This window comes from Sulfurospirillum sp. MES, assembly GCF_000789415.1.
GTDB lineage: Bacteria > Campylobacterota > Campylobacteria > Campylobacterales > Sulfurospirillaceae > Sulfurospirillum > Sulfurospirillum cavolei.
Map to the genome: position 1 here is coordinate 386,652 of NZ_JSEC01000002.1, position 25,260 is coordinate 411,911.

28 protein-coding genes are annotated in these 25,260 nt (G+C 45.3%); 4 read left to right on the forward strand and 24 right to left on the reverse strand.

Going from position 1 to position 25,260, the window contains the following annotated elements:
- Nucleotides 1–82 precede the first annotated feature (82 nt).
- The gene (locus tag OA34_RS13575; protein ID WP_286682871.1) at nt 83–583 is read left to right on the forward strand and encodes a glycine zipper 2TM domain-containing protein; all 501 of its coding nucleotides are present in this window, start codon (nt 83–85) and stop codon (nt 581–583) included.
- Here OA34_RS13575 and bioD read toward each other — a convergent pair.
- Complete coding sequence (gene bioD / locus OA34_RS05465; RefSeq protein WP_286682872.1) at nt 545–1,228, reverse strand: dethiobiotin synthase; 684 nt, start codon at nt 1,226–1,228, stop codon at nt 545–547. The two genes, OA34_RS13575 and bioD, sit on opposite strands and share 39 nt — an antisense overlap.
- 62 nt (nt 1,229–1,290) lie before the next feature.
- A complete protein-coding gene (locus tag OA34_RS05470) occupies nt 1,291–2,154 on the reverse strand; it encodes an AraC family transcriptional regulator (protein ID WP_039673166.1) in 864 nt (287 codons plus the stop codon).
- A gap of 106 nt (nt 2,155–2,260) precedes the next feature.
- Between OA34_RS05470 and OA34_RS05475 the strand changes: the two genes are divergently transcribed.
- Nucleotides 2,261–3,421 (forward strand): aminotransferase-like domain-containing protein, encoded by a 1,161-nt coding sequence (locus OA34_RS05475; RefSeq protein ID WP_039673168.1) that lies wholly within the window; start codon nt 2,261–2,263, stop codon nt 3,419–3,421.
- On the opposite strand, the gene OA34_RS05480 is transcribed toward OA34_RS05475, so the two are convergent.
- The 16 genes from OA34_RS05480 to OA34_RS05555 all read right to left on the reverse strand — a co-directional run bounded on the left by OA34_RS05480 (nt 3,418) and on the right by OA34_RS05555 (nt 15,270).
- Nucleotides 3,418–4,275 (reverse strand): damage-control phosphatase ARMT1 family protein, encoded by an 858-nt coding sequence (locus OA34_RS05480; RefSeq protein WP_039673169.1) that lies wholly within the window; start codon nt 4,273–4,275, stop codon nt 3,418–3,420. The genes OA34_RS05475 and OA34_RS05480 overlap by 4 nt on opposite strands.
- Before the next feature lie 80 nt (nt 4,276–4,355).
- Nucleotides 4,356–4,712, reverse strand: coding sequence for a 50S ribosomal protein L19 (gene rplS, locus OA34_RS05485; RefSeq protein WP_039673171.1), 357 nt, complete (start codon nt 4,710–4,712; stop codon nt 4,356–4,358).
- Nucleotides 4,713–4,734: 22 nt separating this feature from the next.
- Nucleotides 4,735–5,427: a tRNA (guanosine(37)-N1)-methyltransferase TrmD gene (gene trmD, locus OA34_RS05490; protein WP_039673173.1), complete on the reverse strand. Its 693-nt coding sequence runs from the start codon at nt 5,425–5,427 to the stop codon at nt 4,735–4,737.
- A complete protein-coding gene (gene rimM, locus OA34_RS05495) occupies nt 5,427–5,966 on the reverse strand; it encodes a ribosome maturation factor RimM (RefSeq protein WP_039673175.1) in 540 nt (179 codons plus the stop codon). The genes trmD and rimM overlap by 1 nt, the downstream gene beginning before the upstream one ends.
- Nucleotides 5,959–6,204, reverse strand: coding sequence for a KH domain-containing protein (locus OA34_RS05500; protein ID WP_039673329.1), 246 nt, complete (start codon nt 6,202–6,204; stop codon nt 5,959–5,961). Before OA34_RS05500 ends, rimM begins: the two co-directional genes overlap by 8 nt.
- 2 nt (nt 6,205–6,206) lie before the next feature.
- A complete protein-coding gene (rpsP, locus tag OA34_RS05505; protein WP_039673177.1) occupies nt 6,207–6,437 on the reverse strand; it encodes a 30S ribosomal protein S16 in 231 nt (76 codons plus the stop codon).
- Nucleotides 6,438–6,520: 83 nt separating this feature from the next.
- Complete coding sequence (gene ffh / locus OA34_RS05510; protein ID WP_039673178.1) at nt 6,521–7,858, reverse strand: signal recognition particle protein; 1,338 nt, start codon at nt 7,856–7,858, stop codon at nt 6,521–6,523.
- A 168-nt stretch (nt 7,859–8,026) separates the two neighbouring features.
- Nucleotides 8,027–8,761 carry an RluA family pseudouridine synthase gene (locus tag OA34_RS05515; RefSeq protein ID WP_039673180.1) on the reverse strand — a complete coding sequence of 245 codons (735 nt, stop codon included), beginning with the start codon at nt 8,759–8,761 and terminating at the stop codon, nt 8,027–8,029.
- A complete protein-coding gene (waaA, locus tag OA34_RS05520; RefSeq protein WP_039673182.1) occupies nt 8,751–9,914 on the reverse strand; it encodes a lipid IV(A) 3-deoxy-D-manno-octulosonic acid transferase in 1,164 nt (387 codons plus the stop codon). The genes OA34_RS05515 and waaA overlap by 11 nt, the downstream gene beginning before the upstream one ends.
- A 3-nt stretch (nt 9,915–9,917) precedes the next feature.
- Nucleotides 9,918–10,637 carry a zinc ribbon domain-containing protein gene (locus tag OA34_RS05525; RefSeq protein ID WP_039673184.1) on the reverse strand — a complete coding sequence of 240 codons (720 nt, stop codon included), beginning with the start codon at nt 10,635–10,637 and terminating at the stop codon, nt 9,918–9,920.
- 14 nt (nt 10,638–10,651) lie between these two features.
- Nucleotides 10,652–11,371, reverse strand: coding sequence for a Nif3-like dinuclear metal center hexameric protein (locus tag OA34_RS05530; protein ID WP_039673186.1), 720 nt, complete (start codon nt 11,369–11,371; stop codon nt 10,652–10,654).
- On the reverse strand, nt 11,371–12,228 hold the full coding sequence (glyQ, locus tag OA34_RS05535; RefSeq protein ID WP_039673188.1) for a glycine--tRNA ligase subunit alpha: 858 nt from the start codon (nt 12,226–12,228) through the stop codon (nt 11,371–11,373). The genes OA34_RS05530 and glyQ overlap by 1 nt, the downstream gene beginning before the upstream one ends.
- Nucleotides 12,229–12,257: 29 nt before the next feature.
- Complete coding sequence (locus OA34_RS05540; RefSeq protein ID WP_039673190.1) at nt 12,258–12,749, reverse strand: DUF3972 domain-containing protein; 492 nt, start codon at nt 12,747–12,749, stop codon at nt 12,258–12,260.
- An 11-nt stretch (nt 12,750–12,760) separates the two neighbouring features.
- Nucleotides 12,761–13,258 carry a 5-(carboxyamino)imidazole ribonucleotide mutase gene (gene purE / locus OA34_RS05545; RefSeq protein WP_039673192.1) on the reverse strand — a complete coding sequence of 166 codons (498 nt, stop codon included), beginning with the start codon at nt 13,256–13,258 and terminating at the stop codon, nt 12,761–12,763.
- Nucleotides 13,255–14,526 (reverse strand): peptidase U32 family protein, encoded by a 1,272-nt coding sequence (locus tag OA34_RS05550; protein WP_039673194.1) that lies wholly within the window; start codon nt 14,524–14,526, stop codon nt 13,255–13,257. Before OA34_RS05550 ends, purE begins: the two co-directional genes overlap by 4 nt.
- Entirely contained in the window at nt 14,527–15,270 is a 744-nt protein-coding gene (locus OA34_RS05555; RefSeq protein WP_039673196.1) for a chemotaxis protein, read from the reverse strand.
- 91 nt (nt 15,271–15,361) lie between these two features.
- On the opposite strand from OA34_RS05555, the gene OA34_RS05560 reads away from it, so the two are divergent.
- The gene (locus OA34_RS05560) at nt 15,362–16,141 is read left to right on the forward strand and encodes a histidinol-phosphatase (RefSeq protein WP_039673198.1); all 780 of its coding nucleotides are present in this window, start codon (nt 15,362–15,364) and stop codon (nt 16,139–16,141) included.
- 71 nt (nt 16,142–16,212) lie between these two features.
- The gene (glnA, locus tag OA34_RS05565) at nt 16,213–17,643 is read left to right on the forward strand and encodes a type I glutamate--ammonia ligase (RefSeq protein WP_039673200.1); all 1,431 of its coding nucleotides are present in this window, start codon (nt 16,213–16,215) and stop codon (nt 17,641–17,643) included.
- 233 nt (nt 17,644–17,876) lie between these two features.
- Here the strand turns inward: glnA and OA34_RS05570 are convergent, their stop codons facing one another.
- From OA34_RS05570 to alaS, 6 genes are read right to left on the reverse strand one after another with little or no spacing between them, the layout of a single operon-like run.
- Nucleotides 17,877–19,799, reverse strand: coding sequence for a penicillin-binding protein 1A (locus tag OA34_RS05570; RefSeq protein WP_039673202.1), 1,923 nt, complete (start codon nt 19,797–19,799; stop codon nt 17,877–17,879).
- A complete protein-coding gene (locus tag OA34_RS05575) occupies nt 19,796–20,491 on the reverse strand; it encodes an ATP-binding cassette domain-containing protein (RefSeq protein ID WP_039673204.1) in 696 nt (231 codons plus the stop codon). The genes OA34_RS05570 and OA34_RS05575 overlap by 4 nt, the downstream gene beginning before the upstream one ends.
- Nucleotides 20,488–21,579: an aminotransferase class I/II-fold pyridoxal phosphate-dependent enzyme gene (locus tag OA34_RS05580; RefSeq protein WP_039673206.1), complete on the reverse strand. Its 1,092-nt coding sequence runs from the start codon at nt 21,577–21,579 to the stop codon at nt 20,488–20,490. Before OA34_RS05580 ends, OA34_RS05575 begins: the two co-directional genes overlap by 4 nt.
- Nucleotides 21,580–21,581: 2 nt before the next feature.
- The gene (gene maf, locus OA34_RS05585; RefSeq protein WP_039673208.1) at nt 21,582–22,133 is read right to left on the reverse strand and encodes a septum formation inhibitor Maf; all 552 of its coding nucleotides are present in this window, start codon (nt 22,131–22,133) and stop codon (nt 21,582–21,584) included.
- A gap of 1 nt (nt 22,134) precedes the next feature.
- Nucleotides 22,135–22,632: a hypothetical protein gene (locus OA34_RS05590; RefSeq protein ID WP_039673209.1), complete on the reverse strand. Its 498-nt coding sequence runs from the start codon at nt 22,630–22,632 to the stop codon at nt 22,135–22,137.
- A gap of 3 nt (nt 22,633–22,635) precedes the next feature.
- Entirely contained in the window at nt 22,636–25,182 is a 2,547-nt protein-coding gene (gene alaS, locus OA34_RS05595; RefSeq protein WP_039673211.1) for an alanine--tRNA ligase, read from the reverse strand.
- Nucleotides 25,183–25,260 lie beyond the last annotated feature (78 nt).

Consider the following 25,260-nt stretch of genomic DNA (forward strand, 5'->3'; position numbering starts at 1 on the left):
GTAACAAAGCATGACTGTAAGTTTGATTAACGTTTTATTGTTCAAGATGTGCTACAATTCCGAAAAAAAGGAGAAAAACGTTATGAAAAAACACCTTTATCTCTCATGCTTATGCCTTTTCGCTTCTGCACTTTATGCCGAAAGTTTTACGTTTCAAGAAGACGTTCGCGTCTCCAATAGCCAACGAGAATACCACGGCTCATCCACAAGCGTTCCGTATCAAGAGTGTTGGGACGAACAAGTCGAAGTGCCCTCTTCCTCTTCGGGAAACGAAGGAACCGTGGGTGCGATTATCGGCGGTGTCGCCGGCGGCGTTTTAGGTCATCAAGTCGGCGGCGGAACGGGTAAAACGGCGGCAACGATCGGCGGAGCGGTGGTCGGAACGATGGTCGGAAAAAACGTTGCGGAAAACAATTCGGGACCGACGTATAAAACGCAAAGACGTTGTACGACGCGTTACGAAGAACGAAACGACGGTGCGCCGCTTTTTCGCAACACCGCGTATTATAAAAACCAACCGATCGTCAAATACTCCGATCGTCCGTTAGACTATATTCGCGTTAACGTCACGGTAAGTTACTAAACTGCGTGCGATTGCGGACATATCGTCTTGCACGCTTAAAACCCTGCCGAAGAGTTTTTTTAAAAACGGCAGGGAAATCTTCTCAAACGCCGCACGATCCTCCGCGCATTTGGAATTGACGCACCATTCGTAGTTATCGACGCCTAAAGAATCCAACAAATGCAAATTAAGCAATAAATCGTTGATGCACCCTAATCTATCGTGCGCCACCAAGAGCGTTCGGGCGTTAAAAAGGCGCATCAGATCGTACATGTAAAAATCTTCTTCGATCGGCACGAGCAAACCGCCCGCCCCCTCAATCAAAACGATGTCGCTTAAAGCTTCGATCTTTTCATAAGCATGGCGTAAAACGTCCGGATCGATTTTTTTACGTCCTTTGGCGACATACGGCGCCGCGGGCAATTCAAACCGGTACGGAACGATGTCGTGAATCGTCAACGATTCTAACGCCTTATTGTGCGCTTTGGCAGTCTTGAACAAAAGCGTCCCGTCTAAAGGAACAGGAGCTACGCCCGTCTCGATAGGTTTCATCACGCCGACTTTCAAGCCTTGTTCGCTCAATGTTTCAAGCAACCTAAGCGTCGTATAGGTTTTACCGATATCGGTATTGGTTGCACTAATAAATAAGGGAGGATATTTCATCATGAAGCTTCTTTTTTTGCAAAATTATACTCTTAAAAAATAAAGATGCGATCAAAATCCGGCGTTTACTTAAACCGTACGGGAACGCAAAAGTCGAGGTCGAACCGTTCGCACGGATCGATGAAGTGGTTTTGCCGATAGATCGCAAACGAAGGTAAAGAGACTTTTTCATAATCGCTTTTAGGGAACCATTCATGGTAAATGACGTCCATATACTTTTTCAAATCGCCGTAGACGCCTTGCAACGAGAAAATTGCGCAAAAGGTTTGCGGTATTTTCATCACGCCGATTTCACCGCTTCGGTAAAATTTGCGTGTTTTGGGAAGCTCCAAACACGCAACGTAATGGCATTTAGAAGCCTCGACAAAACGCGGATTACTATGGTGCAGGGCGATCATGGTTTGCGCGTTAAACGCGATACCCTCTTGCAATGCCCACGCCTGAAGTTTTAACCATGCGGTTTGAATACTCTTGTCGTAACCTTTATGCCGAACGTAGGCAACCTCGAACGAAGGCATCGCCGCCACTTTGACATGTAAGGGTTTCCCCGAGAAACTCAAATCGCGATGGGCATTGATTTGGTCGACTTCGCGCCATTTACTGGGCGTAACGCCGAAGTTTTCTTTAAAAGCCTGCGTAAAAGAAGCATTGGAGTGAAATCCGACTTCGCGCATAATGTGCGTAATCGTTGCCTCGGGCGTGAAAAGTAACACGTTGGCGGCATGTTCGAGTTTGACGCGCTTCGCATACGCATGAACGCTCTCGCCGACGACTTCTTTAAAAATGCGGTTAAAATGAAAGACCGACATCGCAACGTTACCCGCCAAGGTTTCGACGCTTAAATTTTGCGACAAGTCGGCATGAATCGCATACAACGTTTCGTTGATACGCTCGATATGGTCGTTTTGAGTCGTTCTTTTATGTTTCATGCAACAATTATAGCACAAACGGACAAAGGAAATCGGTGTTTATCGGTGGTTATTTCATCGTATCTTTTCTATAATAACGCTTTATATTTTGAAAAAGGCTCTTCTTATGCAAACCAAATTAGCCAAACGCATCACAACCGCTTCACGTTCGTTTACGCGAACGATTTTAGATTTGACGGCACAAAATACGATTATCTCTTTTGCCGGCGGACTTCCCGATGCGGCGTTGTTTCCGGCGGATGCTATCGAAAAACACTCCAAAGCGCTTTTTGCCGAAAAAGACAATCGTCTTTTCCAATACAGCAATGCTTCAGGCGTTCCCGCCCTCAAAGAGCAAATCGCCAAACACTACCGCGACACGCACGCAGAAGAGATTATGTTAACGAACGGCTCTCAACAAGGGCTTGATTTGATGTGTAAAACGTTTTTAGACCCGAACGATTGCATTATCGTCGAAGACCCAAGCTATCTTGCGGCATTGGGGCTTTTTCGCATGTACGACGTTACGATCAAAGCGGCACCCTTAACGCCTGATGGCGTTGATACCGAAGCCTTGGAAGTTCTTTTTAAAACCCATCGTCCCAAATTTTTTTATACGATACCGATTTTTCAAAACCCCACAGGCTATTCGTACACCATGCAAACCCGTCTTGAAGTAGTGCGTTTGGCGAAAGCATATCACGTCATCTTGTTGGAAGATAGCCCGTACGAAGCGCTTCGCTACGAAGGCGTATCGACGACTTCGTTTGCCGATCTCTTACCCGAATGGACCGTGGCGTTGGGAACGTTTTCGAAAACTTTGGCACCGGATTTTCGTATCGGTTGGATCAAAGCACCCAAAGAGATTATCAGTGCGTTAACCCTTTCCAAAGAGAGTACGGACCTTCAAAATTCCAAATTTTTTCAACTCGTCTGCGCGCGCATGATGCAAAGCGGCGAATTGCAAGCACATGTCAAAAGCCTCGTCGATTATTATCGTCCGAAACGCGATGCGATGGTAGCGGCACTCAAACGTTATTTTGGCGAGAGTATCGATTTTGTCGTACCGGAGGGCGGTATGTTTATTTGGGTTCATTTTAAAAAATGCAACGACAGTATGAAACTGTTCGACCTTGCCATTCAAAAAGGGGTTGCCTTTGTGCCCGGTTCGGTTTTCTTTGCCGATAAACATGAAAGCGGTTACGGAAGACTCAACTATACCAACTCGAGCTTAGAGCAAATCGATGAAGGCGTGAGAAAATTACAACAAGCTTATAGCGAACTTTAAGATTTTTTACACACGATGTCGCCGAGCGTTGCCCCTACGGCTTCGGCGACAACCTGACATTTGACTTTAAAAAGAAAAAAAATCGGATCATCGCTTCGTTCGTTCAGACATTCAAAATTACCCATGCCCTTGGAAAGGATACAGTCGGCTTTTTCAAAAAGCTCTCGAGCCGACGGCGACATCAGCTCAAACGCCAATCCGGGCGTCGGAACGCCGCTGTCGACAAGCGTTGCCACTTCGTCCATGCCTGAAGCCATAGCATCTTCATACGTCAAATCGTTAATAATCGGTCGACCGCGCACGAAATAATAGACGTCGATCGTCGGGTAAAGCCTTCGAATCGTCTGAATGCACAGTTTATCAAACATTTCTTCCCCCGCATTGTCCGCAAGGTAAACTAAGGTGTGCGTTTTTTGAAGTGTTGCTTGCAATGCCGAAAAATCATCGATTGCAAAAGGGGTATGATAGATTTTTTCCAGTTCTTCGGAGAGGTCGTAGAGCATAACCGCCGCCAAATCGATCACGTTACCCGCCACGGCGGTTTTAAGTGCACTTAGAAGAGGGGCGGTGCTTTGCTCGATATGCGTTTGACATAAAGGGAGAAAGGCTTTGGCTTTGAGAGATGAAGCTTTTTTAAAGTCGCCGTACAAATCCCTAACGCCCAATAACCGAGCCATCGCTTCATAAAGCGGTGCGGCATTGTGAGGCGGCGTTTGATCGGTGTCAAAATCCTCAATCAATCGGCGTGCCAAGGAGTCGATAGCGTTTTTTTGTTCCGACGTTAGATTTAAGAGCGTACCCACGCGTTTACTTTGGTCGTAAATACAGGTTAAACAGCGTTGATCAAGATACATTACAAACTTTCAAAGAAGATACGCGAAGAAAAAAGGAGAAGAAGCGGCGAAACCAAGACATCCACCGCTTCGAAAAAAAATTATTTTCTAAGTTCTTTAATTTTTGCAGCTTTACCGCGTCTATCACGAAGATAGAAGAGTTTTGAACGTCTAACGATACCGCGTCTTACGACAACGATTTCTTCGATACTGTCGGAGAAAATAGGGAAAATTCTCTCAACGCCTACGCCGTTAGCACCGATTTTACGTACGATAAATGTTTCACCCGTACCGGTTCCGCGTCTTGCGATACAGATACCCTCAAAATTTTGAACACGTTGTTTGTCGCCTTCGATAATTTTAACGGCAACTTTAATCGTATCACCTGCTCTAAAATCAGGAATATTCTTCGCAGAAATCTGTCCTGCTTCAAAAGCTTCAATATATTTATTTCTCATTGCATCATCCTTTATATCATTTCTAATGCTTCACGCTAAAGCGAGAAAACAGATCCGGTCTGAAATATTTCGTCTTTGATTCAGACATTTTATTTTTTAAGCTTGTGATTTTAGCGTGGTTTCCCTTTAAAAACTCTGAGGGCACGGATTTATTTTCATAAATTGCCGGCTTTGAGAAACACGGGGCCTCTAAAAGAGGCTCTTCAAAGCTCTCCACGTTTAACGAATCACTGTTGCCTAAAACACCTTTGATGTTACGGCTAATGGCATCGCTGAGTACCAAACTCGGAAGTTCCCCTCCGGTTAGGACATAATCCCCGATGCAAAAGAGCTCATCGGCGAACGTCTCGATAACGCGTTCGTCGATCCCCTCATACCGTCCGCTAACAAAAACAATATGCTCTTTTTGCGCCAAGCGTTTCGCATCGTTTTGCGTAAAAAGTTTTCCGGCGGGTGTCGGAAAAATCATATATGCCTCGGGCGAAGACTCTTTGATCCGACGTAACAGATCAAAAAGCGGTTGCGGAAACAACACGAGTCCTGCTCCGCCGCTGGCTTGATAGTCGTCTACTTTACCGTGTTTGTTGTCGGTAAAATCGCGAGGATTAAAAAAATCCACGCTTAAGAGCCCTTTGGCGATCGCCCTCTTCAAAATAGAATCTTCAAAATACGAAGCGATCAATCCCTCAAAAAGCGTCACGTAAGAAAAACGCATCACGAATTCTCCAGAATTCCTAAAGCATCTTTACTACGTATCTCTTTTGCACTTGGGTCGAACGAGAGAATATACCGCTCGATATACGGAAGATAAAAGGATGTGACATGTCCTTTTTTGACCAACTCCGCATCGGTTCGAACTACCAAATAATCCGTCGTTACGATACGCTCGATCTCATCGACGGTGCCTAAGAGCGTCCCGTCTTCATCGATCACGCGAGCATCGATCAACTCAAACCAAAAGAATTCGTCTTTTTGAAGCGCACACTCTTTAAGCGAAGTTTCCTTCGACGTAAACAACTGAGTATTGACGAGCTTTACGGCAGATTCTCGGTCAAGATAGCCGACAAAAGAGATGAGCGAGCGCGCTTGGTGGTACGAAAAGACTTCAAGCATTTCGCCTTTTTGGGTCGTAAACGTTTTGCCTTTTCTAAACTGTTCCGGAAAATCACACTCCAAATGAAGTTTGAGTTCTCCCTTAAGTCCCACGAGTCGCCCGAGAACGGCGACTTCGATGAGAGAAGATTGATTATTCATCGTTGGCTTTAACGGTAACTCTATAAGACTTGCCGTCTTTGGCTTTACAACCGGAAATAAGCGTTTTAAGCGAGTTAATCATTTTGCCGTCTTTACCGATCAATTTACCCGTATCGATTTTGTCCGCATAAATGACCACTTCGCAAAAACTGCCGTCGACATCGCTTCGTTCGACTCTTACGCCTTTAGGATTATCTACCAAAAGTTTTGCAAACTCTTCGAGGAATTTATCAATCATCATTATTTACCGGTAATTTTTGCAACCCTGTCGCTAAGCTTTGCGCCGACGCTTTTCCAATAAGCAAGTCTCTCCGCATCGAATTTAATGCTTTCGGGATTAGTGAGAGGATTGTAATAACCGATAGACTCGATCCAACCGCCGTCGCGTTTTTTTCTGCTGTCCGTTACGACGATTCTGTAAAACGGAGTTTTGTTTCTACCCATTCGTGTTAATCTTACAACTGTTGCCATTTTATGGTCTCCTATGTTTATGTTTCGTTTGTTACAACTTATATCTACATGTAAGTCTACATGTAGATATAAACCGTCACATCTTAACGAAGATGTGCGTGTTTATTTTGGGATAGCATATTTTGCAAATCTTGCATTCCCTTTTTGCCCGAAAACTTCTTTGCCATTTTCGCAGCATTGGCAAACTGCTTTAAAAAGCGGTTGACTTCAACTTGAGAAAGTCCGGAGCCTTCCGCAATTCTTCTTTTGCGACTGTTGTTTAAAAGCTCCGGATCTTCGCGTTCTTTTTTGGTCATTGAGCCGATCATCGCTTTGATGCGCTTCATTTCAACGGAATTTTCCATATCGACGTCTTGAAGTTTTCCCGCGACCGACGAGAGTCCCGGAATCATCCCGATCAACGATTTCATGCTTCCGAGCTTTTTCATCTGCTCCATTTGTTCCAAAAAGTCGTTAAAGTTAAACTCGCCTTTTTTGATCTTTTTCGTAATCGCTTTGGCTTGCTGCTCGTTGATAATCGAACCGGTCTTCTCCGCCAAAGTTTCAAGATCGCCCTCGCCCATTAAACGGTTAACGATACGATCGGGAATAAAATGCTCGAGATCCGCTACTTTTTCGCCCACGCCCACGAAACGAAGCGGAACGCCGGTTTGCTCGGCGATACCTAACGCTACGCCGCCTTTACCGTCACCGTCGAATTTACTGAGAATCACGCCGCTTAAGGTAATTTTTTCATGAAAACTTACCGCACTTCGCACCGCATCTTGACCTGTCATCGAATCGGCAACGTAAAAGATTTCATCGGGCGCGGTCTCTTTTTTAATCGCTTCGAGTTGATCCATCAACTCTGCATCGATCGCCAATCGACCCGCAGTATCGACCAAAACGACGTCGTACAAGCCTTCGTTGGCTTTTTTGAGTGCATTTTTGGCAATCGTTACGGGATTACCGTTTTCTTCAAAATAAAGATCGATTTCGTTAGCGCTACACAACTGTCTTAACTGCTCTACGGCGGCTAAACGCTGTAAATCGCAGGCGACGACCAACACTTTTTTCTGTTTTAATTTTAAATAATTTGCCAATTTCACGGTCGTCGTCGTCTTACCGCTACCTTGAAGACCGACCATCAAAACTTTGGTCGGCGGTTTTGACGCATAAACGAATCCTTGGCGACCGGGAACCGTCAAAATCTGCGTTAAATTTGTTTTGAGAGCGCGTAAAAAATTAACCTGTCCGATGCCTTTCGCTTTAGTCTCGATCTCGACTTGTTTGAGCAAGTCTCGAACGATTTTATGATGCACATCGGCTTTGAGTAATGCTTTTTTTAAATTTTCAAGTGCATTTTTGAGCGACTTTTCATCGTCGCTGAAACGAATTTTATTAACGGCCGTACGAAATGAATCGGTTAAAACCTCAAACACGCATTATCCTTCCTAAGCTATTCAAACATCTTCATTTGAAAAAGAGTTCGTATTGTATCCAACCAATACTTTAAACTAAATTAAACCTTAATTTTTGCGTATATTCAAAAGAGCCTTATTGTTTATAAATAACGATTTTATCGTATTTTTGAGTGTCTCAATTCTAAATCAGACTGCCGCGAATTTAATGAAATCTTCAGGTTCTTTGCTCTCAAATTTATACCCTAAAAGTGCGATTTTGGAAGCATGAAGCATTAAGCGTTTGTAAGGACGCCCGCCGTATTCGGTATCGCCTAAAATGGAAGCTCCGATACTTTTTAAATGCACGCGAATTTGATGCGTTCGTCCCGTTTCGATCTTGACGCGAATCTTGGAGCGTTTACCTTCGATCATTAAAGGTTCGATGTAACTGATCGCTTCTTTACCGTCATCGCTAATTTTACTGTACGCCGTATTGCCCTTTTTAATCGTCAAAATCGGAGCGTTAATCTCCATAGCTTCAACGACTTTACCTTCGACGATCGCAATATACTCTTTTTGAACATCGCGTTTTTTAAATGCATTGACCGCTTTTTTACGAAAATCATCGTCTTTGGTTAATAATAAAACTCCGCTCGTCTCGCGATCCAAACGATGTAACAACGGTAAATTTTTCGCTTCGGCGACCTCTTCGGAAGTCATAAATGCCGGCTTATCGACCGCCATAAGAAACGCGTCTTCAAATAAAACGCGAATCGGTGCGATTTTTTCGACTTTAAACTTCGTCGAACTGTCCAACTCTCCGCGCGCAACACTTACTTTTTTTCCCGCCGCGTAAACAACGCCTCGATCGATTAACTCTTTTGCGGCGCGATTGGAAATTTTTTCTTGAAGGGCTAAAAGTTTATAGGCTTTATCTATCATGGTCTGTTCCTCTGATTTTTTCCAAAAGAGGCTCAATCGCGTCTTTGGGAGTAATGAAAGAAGGACGGACTTCGTCGATGTGTTCAAAAACATCGTAAAGTGCGTCGATCGCAACGATTTTGGCGTTTTCTACCGCTTCAAAGAGCACTTTTTGATTGAAGATCGATGCTCCGCTAATTAATTTAACGCCGAAAAATGCAGGCTCTAGCGGATTGTGCCCGCCGACGCCTTCCACAAACGAGCCGCCTAAGATGACCACGTCGGCAACGGCATAAAGATCGATCAAGCGTCCCATTTGGTCGCATAAAATAAGATCGCTATCCAAGCTCTCGCTGTGCGAAAGAGAGTCAAATGAACGTCGATGCTCTGTCGCATACGATGCCAACCAACGTCGAATTTTTTCAAAACGCTCCGGATGTCTGGGTACGACGACGATCGTATCGTTTTCTTTGATCGCGATATGCTCTAAGATCAACGCCTCTTCTTTTTCATGCGTACTTGCAATGACGATCAATCGCTTGTTTTTCGGCTTATCGTAAACTTTCGTAACGCCGTAGCGTTGGTACTGTTTGATATTGCCGACGACGCTGATGCGCTTCGCGCCTAAAAAAGCCAAACGCTCCTTATCCTCTTCGCTTTGCGCCAATACCGTATCGACGTAGCGAAAAATCCAACGGTAAAACCATGCAAATTTCGCGTACGAAGCATAGGAATGATCCGATATTCTTGCATTCAGTAACACCGTTCGTATTCCTTTGGCTTTCGCGCTGATAAACAAAAGCGGCCAAAGCTCGGCTTCCATCACGACTAAAACGTCTTGAGGGCGTATCCAAAACGGTAAAAAAATTTCAAACGGCAAATAACGCACCGCCGTATGAAGTAAAGCGGCTTCGCGAAATCCGGTTTGCGTCATAACGCTAATGCGAACGTCGCTCGGCGCAAAAGTCTCCACCAAAGGCTTCAACGATCGCACCTCGCCTAAAGAACACGCGTGAAACCACATACGGGCATTCGGTTCGAAAGGAGCGTTATTTTTCAGAAAAAAGCGTGCGGGAATCGAAAACGTATATTTGGATTTAAAGCAAAGGAAAACTAAAAAAGGCAGTGCCGCTACGTAGAGCAACACCGCCGCACCGTAATAGACAAAGCGCAACGCTTACGCCTTCTCTTCCTCGATCTCTTTGTATAAAATGCGACCGCAATGAGGACATGTCACGATATCGTCTTGTTTTAAAACACTCGCATACGTTTTATCGTTGATACGCATAAAACATCCGTAGCAAGCCTGTTTTTTGACCGGCACGACCGTAGAGTTTCCTGCCCATTTACGAATTTTTTGGTAAAACGTCAAAATTTTATGACTCATATCGGAAACCAATTCGTCTTTGGCTTTGTAAACATTTTTGCGTTCTTCTTCAATCGCTTGAATTTGCGAATCGATCGTCTCTTTAATCTTTTCGGCTTCGGCTGCGGCTTGCGCGATTTTCTCTTGAAGGGCACTGATGCTGTTTTGTTTTAGCTCGATGATTTTTTCCAAACGAGCGATCTCTTCGTTCGCAAAATCGCATTGTTCTTTGGCGATTTCCTCTTCAAGTTGCAAGGCTTTAATCTCTTTTGCCGTTTTTACCAACGCACTTTTTTTCGTAAAATCTTTTAATTTAGCAGAAAGTTCCGCCAAATGTGCTTCGTTTTTTGCTTTTTTGAGTTTAGCGTCGGCGATGTCGGCTTGAAAAACCTCGGTTTGCGATTTTAGCTCTTTTTCTTTATCTAAAGAGAGTTTTAACGTCTTCTCCACTTTAGCGATGCGCGGCGCAAAATCGTCAATCTCTTTGTCTAAATTGGAAAGCTCAATTAACTGCTCTAAGTACTTATTCATATGCTCTGTGTCCTCTATATGTGTTGGAAGGGGTTTTTAGAATTTGATATTATAGCTTTTAATGGCAAATTTTTCAAATGCTCACTTAAACACGCCCCAAAATACGCTTCACTCTCAAAGTGTCCGATGTCGATTAAACTAAGCCCGTTTTCTTTGGCTTCTAAAGCTTGATGGTATTTTAAATCGCCCGTTAAAAAACAATCGGCCTCGACGGTGCGGATCAAATCTCCGCCCGCACCCGTCGTTAAGGCGCAACGCTTGACATGTTCGCAGGTTTGAACGACGCGTAGATGCTTTATCCCTAAGACATTTTTAACCTTACATGTCAAGGCTTCAAAACTTTCATCGATGTCGCAATACGCCACGAAATCTTTCGTCAGCGCGATCTCAAAACCCAATTTTCGAGCGACGTACGCGTTGAGATGCGAAAGATCGAAATTGGTGTGCATCGCAATCAACGCAATATTTTTCCGTACGATTGTTTGAATCAAATTTGACGGATAACGCGAAAAATCGAGCTGTTTCAAGCCGCTAAAAATGAGCGGATGATGCGTGATGATCAACGAGTGTTTTTCTGCCGCTTCGACCAAAGCGCGATCAACGTCGAGGCTTAAATAGATACGCTCGATGGCAGCGGATCGCGCTCCGATCTGTAAACCGCTGTTGTCCCAAGAAGCTTGCGTCGCAAAGGGGCTTAAGGCGTCTAGAAAGTCGTAAATCTCGCCTAAGCGCATTATCCGACTACTTCTTTGTATTTGAGCGCGCACCCTTTGGCAAGCTCGCGAATTTTTAAAATATAATTTTGACGTTGCGTTACCGAAATCGCTTTTCTGGCATCCAATACGTTAAACGTATGCGACGCCGCCAAACAATAATCGTACGCAGGTAACGGCAAATTTTCGTCCAAACAACGCTTGCATTCGGCTTGCGCGTTTTCAAAATGCTCAAAAAGCATTGCAACGTTTGCGACTTCAAAATTATAACGGCTAAACTCGTATTCGCTTTGTTTATGCACGTCGCCGTACGTCGTGACGCCAAACGCGTTTTCGTTCCACACGAGATCGAAAACGGACTCTTTTTCTTGAAGGTACATCGCCAAACGCTCGACGCCGTAAGTAATTTCAACCGAAACGGGATTGCACACGATACCGCCGACTTGCTGAAAGTACGTAAATTGCGTCACTTCCATACCGTCTAACCACACTTCCCAGCCTAAGCCCCATGCGCCTAAAGTCGGCGATTCCCAGTTGTCTTCCACGAAACGAATATCGTGTTTTTTAATGTCGAGTCCTAGCATTTCAAGGCTTTTAAGGTAAAGCTCTTGAATATTATCGGGGCTTGGTTTGATCAACACTTGAAACTGGTAATAACTTCCCAAACGATTGGGATTTTCGCCGTAACGTCCGTCGGTAGGTCTTCGGCTCGGAGCGACGTATGCCGTTGCCCACGGTTTTGAACTGAGGCTTCGTAAAAACGTTGCATTGTGAAACGTTCCCGCACCTGCTGGCATATCGTAGGGCTGAACGATCGTACATCCCTCTTGCTGCCAATAGGTTTGGAGGTTTAAAAGCATTTGACTAAAAGTAAGCACGCACAGATCCTTTTTCTTACATGTAAAGATTATTTCGTAGGCGGGGTATAACCCTCCACCGCTTTATTCCACATCATTTTATATTTTCGTTTGGTAAAATCAAGCTCGTCTTTTAAAAATTCGATTTGCTTACTCAGCGTTTCGATCGTTTTGCGATCTTCGTCGTAAAGCTCCTGCATCGAAAAGAGGGCCTCTTTTAAAAAACGGTTTTCACTTTTGAGCGCGTCTAGCGTCTCTTCTTTCGCATCCAAAACCTTTTCGTGCAAGCTTAAAATAGCCCCGACGGTTTTTTCGACGAATTCCGAGCTCATCGTCAGGTTTCCGGTATTGCTAAAGCCGTCTTCAACGACGACGCCTTGCGTTGCCGGAATCAAAGCTTGCGCACTGCGGCTGATTTCGACGAAGCATTGCCCCTCTTCTTCTTTGGACGCAAGTTTTCCTTCGTCTATCAATAAACGAACAGCGGGTATATCTAAGTTGACCAAACGGCTAAATGCCTCAATTTCTAACCAACTGTTCATTATGCGTCTCCTTACGATAAAATAACTTCAATCCCTGAAGAATCGGTTTCGACTTTTTTGGCTTTTAAGATGCGATCTTCTTTCAATTTAGCCGCCAACTCTTCATCGTCGATCGCGAGAATTTGCATTGCCAAATACGCACTGTTCATTGCACCCGCCGAACCGATCGCCACCGTACCTACGGGCATGCCTCCGGGCATTTGGACCGTACTTAAAAGAGCGTCCATCCCCTCCATGACGCCGCCTTTCATTGGAACGCCGATAACGGGTTTTGTCGTTAACGAAGCAACGACTCCCGCTAAATGCGCCGCCATTCCCGCTGCGCAAATAAACACTTTTGCACCTTTGGCTTCCGCATTTTTAACGTAAGCATGGGTACGATCCGGACTTCGGTGCGCCGAAGAAACGATCAATTCGTACATGACGCCGAATTTCTCCAACGTTTTGGCACACTCTTCCATCACGCCGTAATCGCTTTTACTTCCCATTAATATAGAAACGAATTTCACATACTATCCTTTTGTTGTATTCTAAAAAACGTAAATCCCGCCAACAACGTCGGTAAAACGATCGCATTGACGTTGCCGCTATGAATCTCTTCAAACTGTTTTCCTGAAGGCGTTTGAAGCTTTTTAAACCGAATTTTCCAAAGACCGTCTTCTTTAAAAATCGTCCCGATCTCATTGTCAACCGCTTCAACGTGTGCCGATGAGGGAGTGATGATTTCATAGGCTACATGTAGCGCCAAAACGTCTTTGCACAAACAGGTTTTACCCGATTCGTCGACTTGCGCCGCCACCTGATGCGACCCTTCGCTGATCGAATGCGCCAAATTTTGCGTATCGTTTTTTTCGTAAGGACGGTTGACCAAATAACCGTCGCTAAAGCCTCTGTTTTTCGTCGTGGCAAGCTCTTTCGCATAGACGTTTGCATCAAAAGCTCCGCGCGCATAATCGTCAATCGCTTGGCGATACGTCTTGGTCGTGATACCTACGTAATAAGCACTCTTCGTACGTCCTTCGATTTTCAACGAATCGATCACGCCCGAATCTAAAATTTCTTTGACATGTGCACTTAAATTGAGGTCTTTTGCATTCATAATATGCGTTCCCTCTTCGTTCTCTTCAACTCTAAAGAGGGTTCCGCTCTCTTCGTTGTGCGCGTAAAGCGTGTAAGGAAAACGGCAATCATTGGCACAACTTCCGCGATTGGAAACGCGACCGCTTTGAATCGAACTAATCAAACAACGCCCGCTATAGGCAAAACACATGGAACCGTGAACGAAAACTTCGAGTTCGATATGCGGCAAGTGTTTTTTAATCTGTTCCAAATCTTTGAGACTGACTTCGCGCGCGGCAATAATGCGCTTGACGCCCATATCTGCATACACTTCCGCGTCCAAATAACTTAAAACGTTGGCTTGCGTCGAAAGATGCACGGGAATATGCGGAGCGATCTTTTGCGCAAGTTTGATGACGCCCGGAGCCGCAACGATAAAAGCATCGGGATTCATCGCGCTGACGCGTTCGATATGCTTTTCCAAAAGAGGAATCTGCGCATTAAACGGAAACCCGTTAATCGTCGCATGCAAGCGTTTGTTCTTCGCATGCGTATACGCGATGGCCTCTTCGAAACTCTCGTACGTAAACTCTTTACCCGACCTGATACGCAAAGAGAAGTGGCTCACTCCCGCGTAAACGGCATCCGCGCCGTATGAGAGCGCTATTTTTAACTTTTCAAAATTTCCGGCAGGAGAAAGCAGTTCGACGTTAGACACCTATTTTTTTCCTAAACTAGCGATCAACGCTTCGATATCTTCGTTGCTAACGACGTCTTCGGTCGTTTCGTCTCCGTGAATATGTACCGCGGAGCTGACCCGTTTGGTGTCGTCTTTCGCACCTTCGAAAAGCGCGCTCATATACTTCGAAAGTGCGCGCATAACGTTGATAACGCGTTCAATTTTTTGGCGGTGAATGTCTTGATACTGCATAATATCCATCGTCATCATAATTTCGTCTTCCGCCATCTGCGCATTCATCAACATATCTTCAACGCGTACTTTCATGGTTTTATTGTCGTCTAATGCGTTTTGAAATTGTTCGATTTTAGGAAATTTCGTCACCAAAGTCTCAAAAAGAGCGATGTTGCTCTCGATCAATTTAATGACTTCTTTGGCATTTTCTTCGGCACTCATCATAAAGTTATTGACGGTTTCAAGTTTGTCGAAGACTTGAGTGGCTTTAATCTCGGAATCTTTCGTCACGTCGTCAAGTTGATGCACCATTTTATGATCGTCCGTCGGAGGAGGCGGTGGCCAAGCCATCGTGGAAGACGGTCGGTACTCGTGCATTAATTTATGATGATGCGTCGAATTCTCATCGCTTTGCATATCAGACTCTTGGTTTTCGTGCGCATTCACTCCTTCGTCCGATTCTTCGTCGAGGGCAACGGGGGAAGGCAACGTTTCGTCGGCATCGTCTAAATCACCCGCCATTAAAGCATCCAGTTCTTCTTGCGTCATAAGCTTTCTCCTAAAGTGACAAATTATGGTCTATTATAGTGAACTTTTTATATAATTTTATTTAAGACACCAAAAGTACGGAGAACGCACGATGATTATCGACCTACACAACCATACGCCCTTATGCCACCATGCGAAGGGAAGTATGCAATCCTTCGTCGAACAAGCCGTTGCCCGAAAAATAGACGTTTTCGGATTTTCGGATCATGCCCCGATGCGCTTTGACGAAGCTTATCGTATGCGCTTTGACGAAATGCAAGGATATGAACAAGAAGTGCTTTTACTTCGCGAAAAACACCGCGATACTATCAAAATTTTACTGGCGTACGAAGTCGATTTTTTAGACGGTTATATCGATGAAAGCGTTTTAAAGCGCGATGTCGATTATTTCATCGGTTCGGTACATTTTTTAGGCAAATGGGGATTTGACAATCCTGAATTTATCGGAGAGTACACGCATCACGATATCGACGTGATTTGGCAACGTTATTTCGACGCGATCGAAGCATTGGCACAAAGCCGCTTGTTTGAGGTCGTAGGACATCTCGATCTGATCAAAATTTTTAACTACCTTCCTAAAAAGGATATTCGCAGCATTGCCCAAAAGGCGATTAAAGCCATTAAAAAAGCCGATATGGTCGTCGAAATCAATGCCGCAGGATTACGCAAACCCGTCAAAGAGCAGTATCCCGGAGATGCCCTGATGGAATTACTGGCACAAAGCGATATTCCGATTACGTTCGGTTCCGACGCACACGCAATCGATCAAATCGGTTTTTGCCAAGAAGAAATTCGTCAAGTCGCCAAACAATACGGGTATAAAAAATGTGCACTATTTGAAAAGAGAGAGCGGGAAATGGTTAATTTTTAAGCACTCTTTTCGGCTTTATTTTCAGCTCATTCTGATAAAATTACTGAAATTTAAATTCTAGGAGTTACACCATGGGTAAATTCGTTAACAGTGTTGAAGAATTTTTCAAATACTGTGCTGACAATGAAGTTGAATTCGTCGATTTTCGTTTCACGGACATGAAAGGAACATGGCATCACCTTACGTATACGATGGAAGCCATCAGTGCAGATTCTTTTACAAACGGTATCCCTTTTGACGGTTCTTCTATCGAAGCATGGCAACCGATTAATAAATCCGACATGTTATTGAAACCGGAAGCCGAAACGGCATTTTTAGACCCTTTTACGGCAGATTCGACCGTTGTCGTTTTTTGCGACGTTTTTGATATTTACAAAGGCGAATTGTACGAAAAATGCCCAAGAAGTATCGCGAAAAAAACATTGAAATACCTTGCCGAAACAGGATTAGGCGATGTTGCATACTTTGGACCAGAAAATGAATTTTTCGTATTCGACGACGTTAAAATCAGAGACGATATCAACTGCTCATACTATGAAGTCGACTCCGAAGAAGGTACATGGAATAGCGCAAAAAGTTATACCGACGGTTACAACACGGGTCATCGTCCCGGCACCAAAGGCGGTTACTTTCCGGTTCAACCGATCGACACGATGGTTGATTTACGCGCCGAAATGGTACAAACCCTTAAACAAATCGGTCTTGAAGTCTTCGTTCTTCATCACGAGGTAGCACAAGCACAAGGTGAAATCGGCGTTAAATTTGGCTCACTCATCGAAGCGGCTGATAACGTTCAAAAATACAAATACGTTGTTAAAATGGTAGCACACCTTAACGGTAAAACGGCAACCTTTATGCCAAAACCGCTTTACGGCGATAACGGTAACGGTATGCACGTTCACCAATCTATCTGGAAAGATGGCAAAAACATGTTCTACAAAGCGGGCGAATACGCGAACCTTAGTGACATGGCACGCTGGTATATCGGTGGTGTCTTGAAACACGCACGAAGCGTTGCGGCGTTTACAAACCCGTCAACCAACTCTTACAAACGTTTGATCCCCGGATTTGAAGCACCATCAATCCTTACGTACTCTATGCAAAACCGTTCTGCTTCATGCCGTATCCCTTACGGTGCTGGCGAGAAATCAGTTCGTGTTGAGATGCGTTTCCCGGATTCCACTTCATGCCCTTATTTAGCGTTTGCCGCTATGCTTCTTGCGGGAATCGACGGTATCAAAACAAAAACCGAGCCGGTAGGTCCAATGGATGAAGACTTATTTGAATTGACACTCGATGAAATCAGAGAAAAAGGTATCAACCAAATGCCTCATACGCTCAGAGGTTCTCTTGAAGCGTTGATTCGCGACAATGAATATCTTAAACCGGTTATGACGCCAGAGTTTTTAGATACGTACCAACACTACAAATTCGAAACGCAAGTTTGGCCGGACGAAGCAAGACCTACGGCGTTTGAATTTAAAACCGTATTTTCCTGCTAGTCTAAGCCCTAACACGCCTCAAGGGAAGCGCGACTCGCAAGAGTCGCCTTCCCTTTTTTATTTTACACGCTTTTCGGGCAAAGCCCGCAAAGCTACGTTGCGACTGCGCACTAAAGCTTGACTTCGAGTCACAGAATCCAATCCAACATGTAGAAGAGATTGTAACCTATTTTTACCGGTAAAGGCGTTAAGACCGACATTCTTCGAGATGTTCGTCGGTACATGAACGCTTGTTAGAACATCAAGCCACCTTCGTCTTGTTGCTGTTTAATCGTAACTTTCGGGAAAGGTGATTGTTCGGTAAAGTATTCGATGACGCCGTTAATTTTGCGCGAACCGACGCCTTCTGGCATTTTAAATTCTCTCGTCGTTTCAGGGTACATTTCAAGGTACTTACCCATAAAATATTTAAACGCGGGAGCTGCTGCACGACCGCCCGTTTCGCCTTTTTTCAGCGGCGTGTTGTTGTCGTTGCCGTACCATGTGATGATTTCGATGTCCGGCGAGAAACCGCAAAACCATGTATCGACGTTGCTGTTCGTCGTACCGGTTTTACCGGCGATTTCAATGCCCGCAACTTGTGCATTTCTTCCGGTACCGCGCTTAACGACTTCACGCATCATATCGATCATCAAAAAGCTTTGTTCCGGAGTCGTTACCGTCGTAGACTTCGTTTCGTAAACTTTTTCGACGCCGTCTCGGTTGATGACTTTTTTGACCAAAAGCGGCTCCGTTTTAACCCCGTAATTCGGAAACATCGAATAAAAGCTGCTGAATTCCAAAGGCGAAATACCGAAACTTCCAAGGGCTAAAGTCAAGTCCATCGAAAGGCTTTTAAAACCGTCTTTTTTCAACTCTTTATAGACGCTATCGAGTCCCAAGATCGAGAGCAGGTTGATCGTCGCAAGGTTGCGCGAATGCACCAACGCTTCTTTAAGCGTAATCAATCCCTCAAAATCGTTTTCGTAGTTTTTCGGTTTCCACTCTTCGTCCGTTTCGCTGTTGACGAACGTACGCGAAATATCGGGAATTTCGGAAAGCGGCGAATACCCCCAATCCAATGCTTTTTGATAAATAAACGGTTTAAAGCTCGAACCGGGTTGGCGTTTGCTTTGGGTTGCGCGGTTAAAACTGCTTTTGGCATAATCGATACCGCCGACCAAAGCCAACACGTTACCCGAACCGTTTTCCATAACCACCATCGCACCGTTGAGTTCGGAGAGATTCATATCTTTTGCGCGCGACGCCATACCGTTATAACCGACTTTTAACGCTTCTTGTGCCAAATGCTGAAGCTTCAAATCCACGGTCGTATAAATCTGATAACCGCCTTTTTTCAAATCATCGTATTCGCTTCCGACCGCTTTGACGACCTCATCGACGACGTAAGGAGCGCGATTGCGCGTTAAGGTTTCGTCATACACGACGGGATGCTCTAACGTAGCCTTGGTGTATTCTGCTTCGCTGATCCAACCGAGCGTATACATACGATTGACGACTTGATTGGCACGGCTCAACGAGAGATCCATATGACGCGTCGGATCGTACGAACTCGGAGCTTTCGGAAGTCCGACCAAAATCGCGATCTCTTTGATGCTCAAAGCATCGAGGTTTTTTTTGAAATACCCAAGTGCCGCGGTTTTAATACCGTAATAACCGTGTCCGAAATAAACATGGTTAAAATAGCGTTCTAAAATCTCTTCTTTACTAAGCTCCGCTTCGACGATGTAAGCTAAAACCGCTTCGTTCAGTTTGCGCGAAAGCGTTTTTTGACGTGTTAAAACGGTATTTTTAATCAACTGTTGCGTCACCGTACTAGCCCCCTCGACCATCTTCATCGCTTGAAGGTCTTTGACGAGCGCCCTGAAAATCGCTTCGAGATTAATACCGCTGTGCTCGAAAAACGACGTATCTTCGGTTGCGACCAAAGCTTCGATCACCCGCGCGGGAATCTCTTTGTACTCGACGAACAAACGGTTTTCTTCATCAAATAAATTGGCAATCAATTCGCCGTTACGATCGTAAATTTGCGTGGTCAGTTTCGGACTGTAATGGATAATTTTATCGGCATCGAAACGAATTTGCGCGTAGAGAAATAGTACGGCTAAAATGCCGGCAAACATAATCATAAAAATTGTCGTTAAAATAAATTTCACGTTCTAAAACTCCTTTGTTTAAATCCGGAAGCAAATAAGGCTTGCGTATAAGCTTCTTTCGGAGAAGAAAAAATGTCCGAACCGAGCCCTTGCTCGATCAATCGTCCATTTTGTAAAATACCGACTTCATCGCACACGTAGCGAATTGTTTCGATGTCGTGCGTGACAAAAAGCATATCAAAACCGTAAACGTCTTGCAACCGCCGTATCAGGCGCAATACCGTCTCTTTGCTCTCTTCGTCCAACGCCGTCGTCGGCTCGTCTAAAAGCAACAGTTTCGGCTCCAAAGAAAGTGCCATAGCAATACAAATACGTTGCAATTGCCCGCCGCTGAGTTCGGAAGGAAAGCGGTTGGCTAAAACAGGATCCAGTTCGACCATTTCTAAATAGGCGTTCGTTTTGGCTTCGTCCCGAAGGAACTGCCGCCCTATTTTGGTTAAGGGAGAGAGCGCCGTAAACGGGTTTTGAGGAACAAATGCGACCGTACGACCGCGAACGAGTTCGTACGAAGCGTGATACTCCAACGTCACGTCCAAAGCTTGAGGCAACATCCCCAAAAGTGCTTTGAGCGTCAAACTTTTTCCGCTACCGCTTTGCCCGATCAGAGCAAACGAGCGTTCAAACGAAAACGCCGTATCGACAAGAACGTGTTCTTGATGGCGTATCGTTAAACGCTGACATGTAAAGCTCAAGCACGTGCCTTTTCGATCAAAAAGCAAAGCGTTTCCAAATCTTCGATAGACTCCGCTAGTCGCGGAATAATCCGCAAAATAGGTGCGGGAACGGTCGGCGGTCGAATCGCACCGACCGTAAATCCTGCTTCCAAAAGACTCTTTTGCAAGGCTAACGTTTGTGCGTTATCTTCCATCGCATACGAGCCGATCAGTCCGGGCATCGTGATTTGGAGGCGTTTTTGCATCAGCGTTTGGCGCACGTTAATCGCCTCTTTTAAGCTGTGTGCGTGTTTCATTACGTATAAAAAACCTTGGTATCCCAGCGCAATGTCGAAAAGCGAAGGAGCCGTCGTGTAAATAATCGCCTTGGCGCGGTTATTTAAAAACTCGGCAATATGCGCACTGCATAAGATATACGCTCCGTAACTGCCTAACGCTTTTCCGAGCGTACCCATTTTGATATGATTGGCTTGGGGCGTAATGCCGAATAAGTCGAAAACACCGCGAAGATGGTCTCCCACGACGCCCACACTGTGCGCTTCATCGACGATCAATAAGGCGTTGTAGCGATCGGCAATCTCGAAAATCGCACGGTTTAGTAGATCTCCGCTCATGGAGTAAATGCCCTCAACCGCGATAATCACGCGATTATGAGGACGAGAGTTGATGAGGCTTTCCAAATGATCGGCGTCGTTGTGTCGAAACGTCAAGACTTCCGCATCCACCGTTTTGGACGCAACCATACCGCTGGCATGATACTCTTCGTCCAAAATCAACAGGTCTTTTTTACGCGGTAACGCTTCTATCAACGAAAAATTGGCTAAAAAACCGCTTCCGCATACCAACGCCGTTTCAAATCCGTTTTGACGCGCGACCAATGTTTCAAATTCTTCATGAATCGGGTGATAGCCGTTGACCAAAATCGATGCTTTGGGTGCATGCGTTTTGTACATCGAAACGTGCGCAACCGCACGTTCAAAAAGCGTTTTATTTTCGGCAAGTCCCAAATAGTCGTTGGAGCTAAAATCGTGAATGCCTTCATCGTATACCGTTTTGGTTCGGTATCGGTTGGCTTTGCGGATGGCTTGAAGTTCGTGTTCGTACATCGTTAAGATAAAAACGGCAGCAGTCTTTCGACGCTTAAGCCCATGGCGGTACTTTCCAGTCCCGTGACCTCGTGAATGTAGGATTTACAAAAGCCTTCGACCATACACGCCCCTGCTTTGCCGACCCACGCGTCGGTATTTAAATAGGCTTCCAAATCCGCTTTATCAAACGGCGCAAAACGATAATTCGTCGACGCGAGGTCGATCAATTCGCACGTTTTGGATTTGTAAATCATACATGTCATAATACTAACCGTGTTCCCGCTTTGAAGCTCTAAAATACGTTTGGCGTCTGCTCGATCTTTGGCTTTTCGTAAAATCTGGCGGTTTGCCGTAACGACCGTATCGGCGCATAAAACGGGCATATCCAACGCGTAAGTTTCAAGATAGCTTTGCATCTTCCCCTTTGTGGCGTGATACACGAAATGTGCCGGATCGTCGATGCGTAATTGTTCTTCGTCAAATCCCGTATCCCTTTGCACGAAAGGAACGCCAAATCGACTCAAAAGTTCCGCTCGGGTTATCGAAGAAGAGCCTAGTACGATGGTTTGCATCTTAATAACCCCTCAAAATCACGCCGAAATAGACCGAAATCAATGCCAATAACAGATTGAGCGGGATCAAATAACGTACCATCAAGATGACGTTTTCTTCCGTCTCGATGTAGTTTTCTTCGTCAAAACCTTTTTTGGCTTTCAGGTATTTGAAGTACATGTAGATAAAATTGAAGGTAATAAACGTCCACAACGCCTCTTTCGTATGCACCATAATGTTACTCATCGGATGACCGTTTTTAAACCCTAATCCGATATGCATAAACACGGACGTACCGGCGATAATCAACATCACCGGCACCAGAAAAACGATATATCGACGCATCATATTGATGCAACTGGTAAATTTAATCTTTACGTCGGGAATGTCCACTTCGACCGGTTGAATCACAAAACGCATCACAAACATACTGCCGATAAGGATAGCGGCACTGATGATATGCAAAAAGACGATGATTCGACTAAAATCGCTGAAGATTTCCGTAATCAGATCCCGCATCGTTTATCCTTGAAGTCCCGCCTTGGCATACGCAAGGGCGGCTTGTTTTGCCTCTTCGATCTTAGAAGCGTCTTTCCCGCCCGCTTGTGCGAAATCGTCTCTTCCGCCTCCGCCGCCGCCGACGATCGGTGCAATCGCCTTAATCCATGCGCCCGCTTTAATCGGCGCGTTTTTAACGCCCGCGGCGATCATCACTTTGTCGTCTTTTTCCTGAAGCAATAAAACCGCAACCGCGTCTCTTTCATTTTTCAAATCATCGATTCGCGCTTTGATGTCACCCGCGCTTAAAACATCGACGATCACTTCGACGCCGTTCATCTGCAAGGATTCGACGGCTTTTCCGGCCTGTGCGTTGAGCGATTCTACTTCGGATTTTAACGCTTTTACCTCTTCTTTCAGACGGTTAATACCGATCAACGGCTCTTTATGTTTAACACTCTCTTTAATCGCTTCAAGCTCGCTTCGCATGTTTTGCGCGTACGCCAACGCCGCACCGCCGCACACGGCTTCGATACGTCGCACGCCGGCACTCACGCCGCTCTCTTTTAAGATGAAAAAGCTTCCGATATGGGCCGTATTGCGTACGTGCGTTCCGCCGCAAAGTTCGACGCTGGCGTCGCCGAAACTGACGACGCGCACTTCGTTACCGTATTTTTCGCCGAACAACGCCATCGCACCGCTTTTTTTCGCGTCATCAACGTTCATCAATCGCGTAACGCCCTCGACGCCGCTTGCAACGACGGCATTGACGAAAGCTTCGATCTGAGTCAACTCTTCGCTGTTGAGTGCTTTAGGATGGGAAAAGTCGAAACGAAGTCGGTCTTTTTCGACCAAACTACCCGCTTGACTGACATGTTCGCCCAAAACCTTGCGAAGCGCGCTGTGAAGCAAGTGCGTCGCACTGTGGTGTTTCTCAATCTCTAAACGCGACGTATCGACGACTAAGTTCACCGTATCGCCGACATGTAAAGGTTTTTCAAGTTCGACCAAAGAAAGATTCAAATCAAAAAATTTCTTCGTATCAAGCACTTTTCCGTAGCCTTCTACGATTCCTTCATCACCGCTTTGTCCGCCGCTCATCGCGTAAAACGGTGTTTGATCAAACATCACCCAACCGTTTTCTTCCAAGCTTTGAACCTCTTTAAAATTCTCGTCCAACAAGGCCAATATCTTACCCGTTGCCCTCTGGTGCGTGTAACCGACGAACGCGTTGTGTCCGAATTTTTCCAAGAGCGGTTTAAAATCGCCCTGCGTCGCTTTATCGCCGCTGCCTTTCCATGAAGCTTTGGAGCGTGCTTTTTGTTCTGCCATCAAGTGTTCAAACTCCGCTTCGTTAACGCTAAGTCCTTTTTCTCTGAGCATATCCGCCGTCAAGTCTAAAGGAAATCCGTAAGTGTCGTACAGTTTAAACGCCACTTCGCCGCTAAACATCTCTTTGGTGTTGGGAAGCTCTTTTTCAAACAATTCAAGCCCTGAAGCGATCGTCGTGAAAAAGCTCTCTTCTTCGTTTTTGATCTGTTCGGCAATCGTCTCTTTTTTCTCCGCCAAATAAGGATACTGTTGAGCCATTAAGTCACACAAGGTATCGAGCAAGCGGTACATAAACGGCTCGCGAAGTCCTAAAAGGTAACCGTGACGTACCGCACGGCGTAAAATGCGACGTAAAACGTATCCGCGACCTACGCGACCGAACGTCGTTCCTTGCGCAAGTAAAAAGGAGACCGCGCGAATATGATCGGCAATGACGCGATAGCTCGCCCCGCTAGCATACGCATAAGGTTTGCCGCAAAGCGTCGCGACGTGATTGAGAAGCGGCATAAAAAGCGATGAGTCGTAGTTGCTAAACACACCCTCTTTGACTGCCGTAACGCGCTCTAGCCCCATGCCCGTATCGATCGAAGGTTTGGGAAGTTTGTGTAAAACGCCCGCTTTATCGCGCTCGTACTGCATAAAAACCAGATTCCAAATCTCTAAAAAGCGATCGCCGTCGCCGCCCATATAATCTTCGGGCGTGTTAAAATGCTCCGCTCCTTGGTCGATAAAAATCTCGCTACAAGGACCGCAAGGTCCCGTATCGCCCATTTGCCAAAAGTTGTCTTTATCGCCGAAACGCATAATGCGAGAGGCGTCGATATGTTTTTTCCAAATCGCTTCGGCCTCGTCGTCGCTTTCATGCACGGTCACCCACAGTTTTTCTTTGGGAAGTTTCAACACTTCGGTTACGAACTCCCACGCATGAGAGATAGCGTCTTCTTTAAAATAATCGCCGAACGAAAAGTTTCCGAGCATCTCGAAAAAAGTATGATGGCGTGCGGTGTAGCCGACGTTATCAAGGTCGTTATGTTTGCCCCCCGCTCGAATACACGTCTGACAACTCGTCGCGCGCGGCGGGTTAGGACGAGGAACTTCGCCCGTGAAAATACTCTTAAAAGGAACCATACCGGCATTGGTAAACAGCAGCGTCGCATCATCGGGAACGAGAGGCGAACTCTCGACGATCTGATGCCCTTTTTGCTCGAAAAACTTTAGAAACTCGGCTCTTACATCCATACTTTTTTCCCTATTTCATGATTCAAAATTGATCTATTTTAACGAAAAAACCTAAAGGCTATTATTAAATGCCCTAAA